We start from the raw sequence: 13095 nt of genomic DNA on the forward strand, positions 1-13095 counted from the left end.
TCATAATAATTATGGAAAATCAAAAATACCTTTTAAATACCGACAAAGTATTGTTTACCCCTTTAGAAGAAGAAGGTGTATTGTATGCTATTGAAGAAAGCAAATACATTAGTCTGAATAGTACTTATACTTCGATTATGCAATATGTATCTGAAGGTTTAGTGTATAATGAAATTGTAGCTCAATTAATGGAAGAATATGAAGTAGAACAAGAACTCTGTGAAGCCCAATTAAAAATAGTATTAGCAGATTTAATTGCTAAAGAGTACATTAATGAAATTCTTCCTTAAGAAGCTTAAAAATGCAGTTATTTTAAGCCGGCGCCAGCGAAAGTTAGTTTTGATGGTGTGTTGGCTTGCTGCTTATAGAAATCTGTTGTTAGCGGTAAAATCTAAGAAAGCTTTCTCCGAACATATCTGTAAAAAACAGGAAAGAAATAGAGACTTGACGGTTGAAAAAATAGCTATTGCCAAAGATATTGCACTGGCTATTCACATTGTTAACAAATATCTTCCTTGGAAAAACGTTTGCCGCCATCAATCCTGGCAGGCAGTGTATTTACTTTTGAAATACCAAATCCCTTTTGAATATCTTGTAGGTGTTCAAAAAAACAAGCCCAAGAATGAAGGGCATTCCTGGGTAAAAGTTAATGATAAATTTATTAGTGGTAAGTGTAAAACTAATAATTATCAAATAGTGTTTGAATAAAAAAATGTTTTTTTAAGAATCATATGGATGATTATGGTATGGTGTTTCATTTGGATGAGCATGATGCGTACCACCGTTTACTTCAATTTCAGTAGCCTGAGGCGCTATCCATTGTTTTTTTTCTGTGTTCATAAATAAATTATTTTAGTTGTTAAAAATGTAAAACAAAAATAGTCTTTTTTTACAAAAAAAAGACTTTACAATAAAAATTAAAAAATCGGTTGTAGTTTTTATTATAAAATACAAAGTCAAAAGACTAAATTTGAGCCTTTATAATTTACAAACATGAGTGTTAAAAACCATTTATTTCAGCAAAAGTATTCGGTATCCCGCAAAGACCGGGAGGAATTAAATGGGCATAAGTCTTTTACAATTTGGTTTAGTGGTTTTTCGGGTTCAGGCAAATCAACTATTGCAGCTGCACTGGATCAATGGTTTTACAATAAACAAATACGTTCTTACATTACCGATGGTGATAATACCAGATTGCATCTTAACTCGGATTTAGATTTTAGCAGAGAAGGTAGAAAAGAAAATATTCGGAGAGTTGCTGAAGTTGCCAGGCTTTTTAACGATGCCGGAGTAGTGGTTATCAGTTCTTTTATTTCGCCTTTTGAAGAAGACAGAATTGCAGCTAAAAGCATTGTTGGTTCTGAAAATTATATCGAAATTTATATTGCTACACCACTGGAAACCTGTATTCAAAGAGATACTAAAGGATTGTATGCCAAAGCTCAAAAAGGTGAAATTAAGGATTTTACGGGAATCAATAGTCCCTATGAAGTACCAGTGAGTCCGGATATTATTGTAGATACTAGTAATAAAAGTATCGAGGCCTCATTAGAAATAATAACCAATTGGTTGTTAGATAATAAGTTACAACCAATAGTTGAACAAAAGCAATAAATCATTTTGAAAAAACAGTTTCAATTCAAAAAAATCATTCAGGATTATCTTAAAATCATAGAAATCATTTACAAAGCTTCTCCCGGAAATGCGGTGAGTTATTTTGTTTTGGTGTTGTTTCAGTCGGTAGTTCCGGTTGCTACACTTTATATTACCAAAGAAATTATTGATATTATTACCACTCCCAAAGGACATGATTTTAACGAAATTATTTTTTGGGTTATTGGTTTTTGTCTTTTGCAATTGATTGCTTCCATTTGTTCACAATTAGCAACATATGTAAATGGTTTGTACCAACAAAAAGTAGGTGATTATTTATCGAAACGTGTATTGGACAAAGCTATTTCAGTTGATTTCTCCTATTATGAAAATCCTGTCTATCACGATACGCTGCATTTGGCGCAACAGCAGGCGGTTTTTAAAGCGGCCCAATTATTAAATGGCTTTAGTAATTTGTTGATGCAATTTTCCAGTGTGATTATGATTGCGAGTATGTTGGCATATTATTATTGGCAATATGCAGTAATCATTGTGGTACTTTCTTTACCGTTGTTTGCAGTTAAATGGTTTTTTTCCAGAAAAAGTTTTACTGAAGAAACGAAGCTAGCCAAAATAGAAAGAGAATCTAATTATTTACAACAGGTTTTAACGGGATTGAGTTATGCCAAAGAAGTACGTCTTTTTGGGTTTGGAAAAGAATTCATTTCCCGTTATAGCGTTTTAAGGGAATACTTGTTCAAACAGCGAAAATCAATTCAAAACAGGCAAAATTTTTACAGCGTAATTATAGAAGCTGTCGAGATTGTTTTAGTCGGTTTTATTTTTCTGTCTTTGGCTCGAAATACCTGGGAACAAATTATAACACCGGGTCTTTTTGTGATTTATTTGCAGGGTTTTCAAAAATTACAATCCGGAACAAAAAGCTTTTTGACGGCTTTGGTACAATTATTTCAACACCGAATGTTTATCAATCATCTTTTTCAGTTTTTAAATATTTCTGAAAGAACTTACAAGAATAACACAGTTTCTTTTCCTCTAAAGCCATCTAAATTAGAAGTTAAAAATCTTCATTTTTCTTATCCGGATACCAAAAGAGAAATTCTAAATGATATTTCTTTATCCTGTGAAAAAGGACAAATCATAGCCATTGTTGGTGCTAATGGTTCGGGAAAATCTACTTTGGTAAAATTGTTAGGGAAATTGTATGATTATGAAAATGGAAGTATTGTCATTGATGGATTAGATTTAAAAAATATTGATAAAGAGACATTCCGGGAAAATAGTGTTTTTCTTTTTCAGGATTTTGAAAAATATTTTTTAAGCGTTGGAGAGAGTATCAGTTTAGGTTCTAAAGAGGAAATCAATTTAGAACGATTAAATCAAGCTGCAAAAAATAGTGGAGCTAATGTTTTTATTGATAGAATGAAACAGGGTTTTGATACCAAATTAGGTCGTACTTTCTGGATGGGCGAACAATTGAGCGGTGGCGAATGGCAAAAATTAGCATTAGCCAGATTGTTTTACCGTGATGCTGATTTGGTGGTTATGGATGAACCAACAAGTGCTTTGGATGCTTTTTCAGAAAGCGAATTGTACAATTCATTGCGAGTTTGGGGTAAAGAAAAGATGATTGTGTTAGTTTCACATCGATTGTTTCAATTGAAAAAAGCCGATGTTATTTATGTAATGAAAGGGGGACGTATCGTAGAGAAAGGGGATTTTGATGCATTAATCGCTCAGAAAAGTTATTTTTGTGAAATGTTTGAAGACCAATTGTAATTATATTTAATTTTTACACTCTATGCAAACCTTATCCCAAGCCGCTCAATATACCTTACAGTTCATCAATCAAACCCAACGGTCGGTTTTTTTGACAGGAAAAGCAGGTACAGGAAAGACTACTTTGCTTCGGGAGATTATTGAGACTACGCATAAAAATACTGTGGTGGTGGCACCTACAGGAATTGCTGCTTTAAATGCGGGCGGAGTTACGATCCATTCAATGTTCCAATTGCCGTTTAGCGGTTTTATTCCTTCGCTTACGGCCGAATCACAATTTTCAGACACCGTAAAATTTGAAACTAAAGAAAGTTTACGCAGGCATTTTAAAATGAATGGCTTGAAGAAAGCGGTGATTCGAAATATGGAATTGCTCGTTATTGACGAAGTAAGTATGCTTCGTGCCGATTTGCTGGATGCTATGGATTATATGATGCAAACGGTTCGGAAAAAAGCGACTCCTTTTGGTGGTGTGCAAGTACTGTTTATTGGAGATTTATTGCAATTACCTCCCGTAATTCGTGATGAAGAATGGCGTACTCTACGCAATTATTACCGTGGAAAATTCTTTTTTCATTCGCATGTTATTCAGCAATATCCGCCTTTGTATATTGAATTGTCTAAAATTTTTAGGCAAACAGATTCTAGTTTTATTTCGGTTTTAAATAATTTAAGAAACAACCAAATCACGCCCGAAGATGTTCAGGTTTTAAACCAATATGTCAAACCTGATTTTGATTTAAAGGCCAACAAAGGTTATATCACTTTAACGACTCACAATGCTAAAGCCGATGCAATGAATGCTCAAGCTTTGGAAGATTTAAAAGGAGAATTAATTACCTACACACCAGAAATTATAGGCGATTTTCCGGAGAAAATTTATCCCGTTGAATATAATTTGCAGTTGAAAGTGGGTGCCCAAATTATGTTTGTCAAAAATGATTTGAATTATGAGAAGAATTATTTCAATGGCAAAATGGGGATTATTAAATCACTTTCGAGCCAGGAAATTCTGGTTCATTTTCCTGAAGAAAATAAAACTATAGAAGTAGAGCGTTACGAATGGCAAAACATTCGCTATAAAGTAGATCCTTTGACTAAAGAAGTCGAGGAGGAGGTTTTGGGAACTTTTGTGCATTATCCTATCAAATTGGCTTGGGCCATTACGGTGCATAAAAGTCAGGGATTAACTTTTGATAAAGCAGCAATAGATGTTTCGCAGGTTTTTATGCCCGGACAAGCTTATGTGGCTTTGTCGCGTTTGCGTTCGTTAGAAGGCTTGGTTTTGCTTTCTCCGTTGCGTATGAATGGGATTTCTAATGACCAGGATGTGATGGATTATGCGCAAAATAAAGCTTCGGAAGAAGTTTTGAAGCAATCGTTGCATTTTGAAACCAAGAATTTTATTCATAATTATTTGATTAACAGCTTTGATTGGCAGGATTTGGCACAAGAATGGCGCAATCATAAGTTCAGTTATTCGGATAAAACGGAAAGTTCGGCCAAATCTAAAAATGCACTTTGGGCAGCCAAACAATTGGAAAATATCGAATCGCTTTTGGATCCATCCAAAAAATTTATTATCCAATTGAATAAAATATTTGCCAATGAAATCGTCGATTTAATTCATGTTTCCGAAAGAATTCAGGCAGCCATTGCTTATTTTTTCAAACCCATGGACGAATTGGTTTTTGAGATTTTGTGGAAAATTGAAGAAGTAAAACGACTCAAGAAAGCCAAAGCTTATTTTGAAGAATTATCCGAATTAGAAGAATTACAATCCAAAGCCGTTTTGCGCTTGATGAAGGCCAAATTGTTAATGGAAACCGTGATTGCAAATGAGGCGATTTCGAAAGAAAAACTAAGTTCAGACGAAGTAAAAAAATACCTTTCAAGAAAAAAAGAAGCCATTCAAAATCAATTTAAAGAAGTTAATGTGACTTTGATTGAAGATGAAGAAGATTTGAACCGTTACACTTCGAAGAAAAAAGATAAAAAAGCACCCAAAAAATCGACTGTTGAAGAAACTTTTGATTTGTGGATAGCCAAAAATTCGATTCAGGATATTGCTGATATTCGAAAATTAACAGTTAGCACTATTCAAAGTCATTTGGTCAAATTAATTCAGGACAAAAGAATTTCCATTAGTGAAATTTTGCCTCAGGATAAAATCGATGAATTGGCGGAAGCTTTTAAATTTTACCAAGAAGAATCACTTACGCCAATGAAAGAACAATTTGGCGAGAAATACTCTTGGGAAGAACTGCGTATGTTTAAAGCGAGTTTGAATTAGGTTTGGTACACGAATTCCACGAATTATCACGAAAAAAATGCGGTACTATTTCTCGAATTTGATAAAGTCGTAAAATTTTGTTGTTATTCCTTATAATTTAGTTAATCAGTGAAAATTCGTGTAATTCGTAGTTAATTTAATTTTTTATACTTTTGCAAAAAATATTCTCACTTAAACCGTTTATAGCATGCAACTGTACAACACCTTAAGCGCAGAAGAAAGAGCTGAATTGATAGATCAAGCGGGTAAACAACGTCTTACGTTGTCTTTCTATGCGTATGCCAAAATTGAAGATCCCAAAAAATTTCGCGACGATTTATTTCTAGCCTGGAACGCACTGGATGCACTGGGTCGAATTTACGTTGCTCACGAAGGTATTAACGCCCAGATGAACGTTCCTGCCGAAAATTTTGAAGCTTTCAGAGAAACGCTGGAAGTTTATGATTTCATGAAAGGCATTCGTTTGAACGTAGCCGTTGAGCAAGACGATCATGCTTTTTTAAAATTAACCATCAAAGTGCGCCACAAGATTGTTGCTGACGGACTAAACGATGATACTTTTGATGTAACAAACAAAGGCGTACACTTAAAAGCCAAGGAATTCAATGAAATTCTGGAAGACCCAAACACCATTGTAGTTGATTTTAGAAATCATTACGAAAGTGAAGTAGGGCATTTTAAAGGTGCTATCACTCCTGATGTAGAAACTTTTAGAGAAAGTTTACCCATAATAAATGACCAACTTCAAGACCACAAAGAAGACAAAAATCTAGTGATGTATTGTACTGGAGGAATTCGTTGTGAAAAAGCCAGTGCTTATTTCAAACACCAAGGTTTTAAAAATGTGTTCCAATTAGAAGGTGGAATTATTAATTATGCCAAGCAAATTGAAGAGGAAGGTTTAGAAAGTAAATTCATTGGGAAAAACTTTGTTTTTGATAATCGTCTAGGCGAAAGAATTACCGATGATATTGTTTCGCAATGCCATCAATGTGGAAAACCTTGTGACAATCATACCAATTGTGCTAATGATGGTTGTCATTTATTGTTTATCCAATGTGATGATTGCAAGGCTGCTATGGAAAATTGTTGTTCGGTAGAATGTCATGAAATTATCCATTTGCCTTGGGAAGAACAATTGAAATTAAGAAAAGGAAAACAAGTAGGAAATAAAGTATTCCGAAAAGGAAAATCAGAAAGTTTAAAGTTCAAACATTCTGGAGAACTAACGGATATAGCTTTGGCAACAGCTCCTAAAACCAACGATATTCGTCAGAAGATAAAAGTAAAAAAGATTTTAGTAGGTAAAGCAGAGCATTATTATGTGAAAGCTCAAATTGGACTTTTTACTATTGAAAATCAAGAATTAAATTTAGGAGACAAAATTTTAATTTCCGGACCTACAACTGGAAATCAGGAATTGGTTTTAGAAAAAATGTTTGTAAACGGATACGAAGGAATTCAGGCTGTAGCAGGTGATAAATTGACTTTTGCGGTACCATTTAGAATTCGTCTATCGGATAAATTATACAAGATTTTAGACTAAAAAAACATTGTTCAAAATACCTTCAAAAGCCTGTTTCAAACTATTTGTAACAGGCTTTTTTTATAAAAATTTTAATCTTTTGGAAAATTTAAGCCCTTGCAAGTTAAGATTAAAAAATACTATCTTTACGGATTAAACGTTTTAAGAACTTAAGTTGTGCTGGTCACAACACTACATATAAAATTATGGCATGTGCAAGTTGTTCAACTTCTGATGGTGGCGCACCTAAGGGTTGTAAAAATAATGGGACTTGCGGCACCGATAGCTGCAACAAATTAACGGTTTTCGATTGGCTTTCTAATATGAGTTTGCCTAATGGCGATGCTCCTTTTGATTGTGTAGAAGTCCGTTTTAAAAATGGAAGAAAAGAATTTTATCGCAATACCGAAAAATTAACTTTAAGCATGGGAGACATTGTAGCCACAGTGGCTTCTCCTGGTCATGATATTGGAATAGTTACTCTAACAGGAGAATTAGTTCGTATCCAGATGAAGAAAAAAGGAGTTAATCCGGATGCAAATGATATTCCAAAAATTTATAGAAAAGCTTCTCAAAAAGACATCGATATTTGGTCCGCAGCTCGTAACAGAGAAGAACCAATGAAAGTTCGTGCGCGTGAATTAGCGATTGCTCAAAAACTAGAAATGAAAATCTCGGATATCGAATTTCAAGGAGATGGTTCAAAAGCTACGTTCTATTACACCGCTAATGATCGTGTCGATTTTAGACAATTAATCAAAGATTTTGCTAAAGAATTCAGCACCAGAATCGAAATGAAACAAGTAGGTTTCCGTCAGGAAGCAGCTCGTTTGGGAGGTATTGGCTCTTGTGGACGCGAATTGTGTTGTTCTACTTGGTTAACTGATTTTAGAAGTGTAAATACTTCGGCAGCGCGTTACCAACAATTGTCTTTAAACCCTCAAAAATTAGCCGGACAATGTGGTAAATTAAAGTGTTGTTTGAATTATGAATTAGACACTTACATGGATGCCTTAAAAGGATTTCCTGAATTTGAAACCAAATTAGTTACCGAAAAAGGAGATGCAGTTTGTCAAAAACAAGATATTTTTAAAGGCTTAATGTGGTTTGCTTACACCAATAATTTTGCAAATTGGCATGTTTTGAAAATTGATAAGGTTAAGGAAATTATTGCTGAAAATAAGTTAAAAAAGAAAGTTTCTTCTCTTGAAGATTTTGCTATTGAAGTTACACAAGAAGTTGAAAAAGACTTTAATAACGCAATGGGTCAAGAAAGTTTAACCCGTTTTGATCAACCAAAAAGAAATAAAAGAAACAATAAAAAGCCTAAAAAAGCAGTTGAAAATGCTGCGGGTGGTCCAAACAATAAAAAACCAGCTAACAAACAAGGCAATAAACCAGCTCAAGGAAATCAAGCTGCTCCAGCCCAACAAAAACCAGCTGGTGAAAAAAAGCCTAAAGGACCTAGAAAACCTATAATTATTAAAAAAAATGAGGCTAAAAAATAGCGTTGTAATACTTTTAGTTAGCATACTCTTTTTTTCATGCGATAAAAAAAGGGTTTTTGATGAATACAAATCTGTTGGAAGTGCCTGGCATAAAGACAGTATTGTTTCTTTTAATTTGCCCGAATTAGATTCTACTATAAGATATGATGTTTTTATAAATATACGAGACAATAATAATTATCCTTTTAATAATCTTTTCTTGATTGTAACGTTAGAAAAACCAAACGGTTATACTAAAGTGGATACTTTAGAATACGAAATGGCAGCTCCAGATGGAACCTTGTTAGGAAATGGTTTTACTGACATAAAAGAAAGTAAATTGTATTTTAAAGAGAATGTGAAATTTAGAGGTAAATACAAACTCAACATCAAACAAGCCGTTAGAGAAGGTGGAAAAGTCCCTGGTGTTACAGAATTAGAAGGAATTACAGATGTAGGTTTAAGAATTGAAAAAAAAGAATAAATAGTTATGGCAACTACTAATAAAAAGACGAATAATTCAGCTACTGATTTTAAGCAGTATACTAAAAAATTCTGGAAGCTTTTCATATATGGAATGGGAGCAATTGTTCTTTTTTTCCTATTTGCTTCTTGGGGATTACTTGGTTCAATGCCCTCTTTTGAAGACTTAGAAAATCCAGATTCTAATTTGGCTACCGAAATTATTTCATCTGATGGTGTGGTTATTGGAAAGTATTTTCAAACCAATCGTTCGCAATTAAAATATTCTGATTTGCCTAAAAATCTTGTAGATGCTTTGGTAGCCACCGAAGACGAGCGTTTTTATGAGCATTCAGGAATTGATGGAAGAGGTACATTGAGAGCTATTTTTACGCTAGGAACTAATGGTGGTGCCAGTACATTAACCCAACAATTAGCTAAACAATTGTTTCATGGAGAAGGATCTAAATTTTTACCATTTCGTATTATTCAAAAAGCAAAAGAATGGATTATTGCTATTCGATTAGAAAGGCAATATACTAAGAATGAAATTCTTGCTATGTATTGCAATGTGTATGATTTTGGAAATTATGCAGTAGGAGTAAGTTCAGCAGCGCATACTTATTTTTCTAAATCACCAAAAGAATTAACGGTAGATGAATCGGCAATTTTAGTGGGAATGTTTAAAAATTCAAGTTTATACAATCCGATTAAAAATCCTGTAGGTGTTAAAAATCGTAGAAATGTAGTATTGGCACAAATGGAAAAATCGCACATGATTACTAAGTCTGAAAAGGAAAAATATCAGGCATTGCCAATCAATTTGAATTTCAAATTAGAAAGTCATCGTGATGGTATGGCAACCTATTTTAGAGAATATTTACGTGATTACATGAAGAAATGGGCTGAAACCAATAAAAAACCAGATGGTTCTGATTATGATATTTACAAAGACGGATTAAAGATTTATACAACTATTGATTCCAGAATGCAAGCGCACGCTGAAGAAGCTGTTTCAGCACATATGGCTAATCTTCAAGAACAATTTTTTATTGATCAGAAAAAAAATAAAAATGCTCCCTTTGTTAATATTTCAGACAAAGAAACCAACCGTATTTTAATGCAAGCAATGAAATCTTCTAACCGTTGGTATGTAATGAAATCAATGGATAAATCAGAAGATGAAATTATCGAATCTTTTAGTAAAAAAGTAAAAATGACTGTTTTTACTTGGAAAGGAGAAAAAGATACCTTGATGACTCCTTTGGACTCCATTCGTTATTACAAACACTTTTTACAATCAGGTTTGATGGCTATGGAACCACAAACAGGAAATATTAAAGCTTGGGTAGGAGGTATCAATTATAAATATTTCCAATACGATCATGTGGCGCAGGGAGCTAGACAGGTAGGTTCTACTTTCAAGCCTTTTGTATACGCCACAGCCATCGAGCAACTAAATATGTCACCTTGTGATTCTATTATCGATGCTCCGTTTACCATTCCTGTAGGTCGTCATCATGTTACAGCAAATTGGACTCCAAGAAATTCTAATAACAAATACCTTGGAATGGTGACTTTGAAAAAAGCATTGGCCAATTCGATTAATACAATTTCAGCTAAATTAATTGATAAAGTAGGACCAGAAGCGGTTATTAAATTAACACATAAATTAGGAGTTAAAACTAATATTCCTGCTCAACCCTCCATAGCTCTTGGTGCTGTTGATATTACTGTTGAAGAAATGGTGGCTGCTTACAGCACATTTGCAAATCAAGGAGTGTATAATAAACCACAATTTTTATCTCGAATTGAAGATAAGAGTGGGGTAGTTATTTATGAACCAATACCTGAATCCCATGATGTATTGAATAAAGACATTGCTTTTGCAGTAATTAAATTGTTAGAAGGAGTAACGGAAGGCGGATCTGGTTCAAGATTACGTACGCAATACGGTGGTAGCGGAGATAATCGTTGGACAGGATATCCTTATGCGTTTACAAATCCAATTGCAGGTAAAACAGGTACCACACAAAATCAATCTGATGGTTGGTTCATGGGAATGGTTCCTAATTTAGTGACTGGTGTTTGGGTCGGATGTGAGGATCGTTCCGCACGTTTTAAAAGCATTACCTACGGACAAGGTGCTACAGCAGCCTTACCAGTTTGGGGATATTTTATGAAATTGTGTTATCAGGATCCGGAATTAAAAGTATCCAAAAAAGATTTTGAAAGACCGGCAAATCTTTCTATTAAAGTAGATTGTTATCAAGCTCCAAAAGTAAAAGATAGCACCGCTACTAATGTAATTCAAGATACAGACGAATTTGAATTTTAAAATCAATATCAAAAAGCTTCCCAATTGGGAAGCTTTTTTTGTTTAGTAACGAATTGAAATATTGTTTTTTCTTTTGGAAATAAAGCCTTATTTTTAGAATGGAAAAGAAATCAATTCGTTATGATTAATAAAAAAGTAAATTCGGTTCAGGAAGCACTTCAAGGAATTGAAGATGGAATGACTTTAATGTTAGGAGGTTTTGGACTATGTGGTATTCCAGAGAATTCTATTGCTGAATTAGTCCAAAAAGAAACTAAAAACCTAACATGTATTTCTAATAATGCCGGTGTTGACGATTTTGGTTTGGGTTTGCTTTTGCAAAAAAAACAAATCAAAAAGATGATTTCTTCTTATGTGGGAGAAAATGCCGAATTTGAACGCCAAATGCTTTCGGGCGAACTCGAAGTAGAATTGATTCCGCAAGGCACTTTAGCCGAACGTTGTCGGGCTGCTCAGGCAGGAATTCCCGCTTTTTTCACTCCGGCAGGTTATGGAACTGAAGTGGGTCAAGGTAAAGAAACCAGAGAATTTAACGGAAAAATGCACGTAATGGAATTGGCTTTCAATGCCGATTTTGCCATTGTAAAAGCTTGGAAAGGCGATACCGCTGGAAACCTAATTTTTAAAGGAACCGCCAGAAATTTTAATCCTGCTATGGCCGGTGCTGCTAAAATTACCGTTGCTGAAGTGGAGGAACTCGTGGAAGCCGGAACTTTAGACCCTAACCAAATCCATATTCCGGGAATTTTTGTGCAACGTATTTTCCAGGGAGAGAAATATGAGAAACGTATTGAGAAGGTGACGGTTCGAAAAAGAGAATAGTGATCAGTATAGATACAAGACTTAAATGAACTTCCATTTCTTATATGGTTCAAAAAAAATTTCTATTTGAAAAGAAAACTTATATGACTTATATGTTTTAAAAAACAAAATTATGGCTTTAACTAAAGAAGATATAGCAAAACGAATTGCCCAAGAACTTCAAGACGGCTTTTACGTGAATTTAGGAATAGGAATTCCAACCTTGGTGGCGAATTATATACCTGAAGGAATAAACGTCGAAATACAAAGCGAAAATGGCGTTTTAGGTATGGGTCCGTTCCCTTTTGAAGGCGAAGAAGACGCAGATATTATCAACGCGGGCAAACAAACCATTACCACGCTTCCCGGTGCAAGCTTTTTTGATTCGGCTATGAGTTTCGGGATGATTCGAGGCAAACATGTTGATTTAACCATTTTAGGAGCTATGGAAGTGGCTGAAAACGGAGATATAGCCAATTGGAAAATTCCCGGAAAAATGGTTAAAGGAATGGGAGGCGCCATGGATTTAGTGGCTTCGGCCGAGAATATCATCGTAGCCATGATGCATGTCAATAAAGCAGGAGAAAGTAAGATTCTAAAAAAATGTTCTTTGCCACTAACAGGAGTGGGCTGTGTTAAAAAAATAGTAACCGAACTCGCTGTGATGGAAATTACCCCAAAAGGAATTAAATTATTAGAAAGAGCACCTGGAGTTTCAGTAGAACACATTATCGCTTCCACCGAAGCCAATTTAATCATTGAAGGCGAAATTCCTGAAATGTTGATTTTTTAAACT

The 13095-nt window shown here is 34.4% G+C and carries 11 protein-coding genes; all 11 read left to right on the plus strand.

Annotated features, from left to right (window positions below; genetic code table 11):
• Positions 1 to 11 precede the first annotated feature (11 nt).
• The 11 genes from AC4FRF_RS03505 (at position 12) to AC4FRF_RS03555 (ending at position 13092) form a co-directional block, all read left to right on the plus strand.
• Positions 12 to 290, plus strand: coding sequence for a PqqD family protein (locus AC4FRF_RS03505; RefSeq protein WP_491158070.1), 279 nt, complete (start codon positions 12 to 14; stop codon positions 288 to 290).
• Positions 274 to 708, plus strand: coding sequence for a lasso peptide biosynthesis B2 protein (locus AC4FRF_RS03510; protein ID WP_491158071.1), 435 nt, complete (start codon positions 274 to 276; stop codon positions 706 to 708). The genes AC4FRF_RS03505 and AC4FRF_RS03510 overlap by 17 nt, the downstream gene beginning before the upstream one ends.
• A 285-nt stretch (positions 709 to 993) precedes the next feature.
• The gene (gene cysC, locus AC4FRF_RS03515; RefSeq protein WP_491158072.1) at positions 994 to 1614 is read left to right on the plus strand and encodes an adenylyl-sulfate kinase; all 621 of its coding nucleotides are present in this window, start codon (positions 994 to 996) and stop codon (positions 1612 to 1614) included.
• A 6-nt stretch (positions 1615 to 1620) separates the two neighbouring features.
• Entirely contained in the window at positions 1621 to 3393 is a 1773-nt protein-coding gene (locus AC4FRF_RS03520; protein ID WP_491158073.1) for an ABC transporter ATP-binding protein, read from the plus strand.
• A gap of 22 nt (positions 3394 to 3415) precedes the next feature.
• Positions 3416 to 5686, plus strand: a complete 2271-nt coding sequence (locus AC4FRF_RS03525; protein WP_491158074.1) for a helix-turn-helix domain-containing protein — start codon at positions 3416 to 3418, stop codon at positions 5684 to 5686.
• A 187-nt stretch (positions 5687 to 5873) separates the two neighbouring features.
• Entirely contained in the window at positions 5874 to 7232 is a 1359-nt protein-coding gene (gene trhO / locus AC4FRF_RS03530) for an oxygen-dependent tRNA uridine(34) hydroxylase TrhO (protein WP_491158075.1), read from the plus strand.
• Between the two features lie 185 nt (positions 7233 to 7417).
• Entirely contained in the window at positions 7418 to 8719 is a 1302-nt protein-coding gene (locus AC4FRF_RS03535) for a PSP1 domain-containing protein (RefSeq protein WP_491158076.1), read from the plus strand.
• A complete protein-coding gene (locus AC4FRF_RS03540) occupies positions 8703 to 9182 on the plus strand; it encodes a gliding motility lipoprotein GldH (RefSeq protein WP_491158077.1) in 480 nt (159 codons plus the stop codon). Before AC4FRF_RS03535 ends, AC4FRF_RS03540 begins: the two co-directional genes overlap by 17 nt.
• Before the next feature lie 6 nt (positions 9183 to 9188).
• Positions 9189 to 11498: a penicillin-binding protein 1A gene (locus AC4FRF_RS03545; protein WP_491158078.1), complete on the plus strand. Its 2310-nt coding sequence runs from the start codon at positions 9189 to 9191 to the stop codon at positions 11496 to 11498.
• A gap of 120 nt (positions 11499 to 11618) precedes the next feature.
• On the plus strand, positions 11619 to 12320 hold the full coding sequence (locus tag AC4FRF_RS03550; protein ID WP_491158079.1) for a CoA transferase subunit A: 702 nt from the start codon (positions 11619 to 11621) through the stop codon (positions 12318 to 12320).
• A 112-nt stretch (positions 12321 to 12432) separates the two neighbouring features.
• Complete coding sequence (locus tag AC4FRF_RS03555; RefSeq protein WP_491158080.1) at positions 12433 to 13092, plus strand: CoA transferase subunit B; 660 nt, start codon at positions 12433 to 12435, stop codon at positions 13090 to 13092.
• The last annotated feature ends 3 nt before the right edge of the window (positions 13093 to 13095 follow it).

It is taken from the genome of Flavobacterium sp. ST-158 (assembly GCF_058309975.1).

Excerpts from the sequence above, each read along its gene's own strand:
- AC4FRF_RS03505 (WP_491158070.1), top strand. The coding sequence starts at position 12 with ATGGAAAATCAAAAATACCTTTTAAATACCGACAAAGTATTGTTTACC.
- AC4FRF_RS03510 (WP_491158071.1), top strand. The coding sequence starts at position 274 with ATGAAATTCTTCCTTAAGAAGCTTAAAAATGCAGTTATTTTAAGCCGG.
- cysC (WP_491158072.1), top strand. The coding sequence starts at position 994 with ATGAGTGTTAAAAACCATTTATTTCAGCAAAAGTATTCGGTATCCCGC.
- AC4FRF_RS03525 (WP_491158074.1), top strand. The coding sequence starts at position 3,416 with ATGCAAACCTTATCCCAAGCCGCTCAATATACCTTACAGTTCATCAAT.
- trhO (WP_491158075.1), top strand. The coding sequence starts at position 5,874 with ATGCAACTGTACAACACCTTAAGCGCAGAAGAAAGAGCTGAATTGATA.
- AC4FRF_RS03535 (WP_491158076.1), top strand. The coding sequence starts at position 7,418 with ATGGCATGTGCAAGTTGTTCAACTTCTGATGGTGGCGCACCTAAGGGT.
- AC4FRF_RS03540 (WP_491158077.1), top strand. The coding sequence starts at position 8,703 with ATGAGGCTAAAAAATAGCGTTGTAATACTTTTAGTTAGCATACTCTTT.
- AC4FRF_RS03545 (WP_491158078.1), top strand. The coding sequence starts at position 9,189 with ATGGCAACTACTAATAAAAAGACGAATAATTCAGCTACTGATTTTAAG.
- AC4FRF_RS03550 (WP_491158079.1), top strand. The coding sequence starts at position 11,619 with ATGATTAATAAAAAAGTAAATTCGGTTCAGGAAGCACTTCAAGGAATT.
- AC4FRF_RS03555 (WP_491158080.1), top strand. The coding sequence starts at position 12,433 with ATGGCTTTAACTAAAGAAGATATAGCAAAACGAATTGCCCAAGAACTT.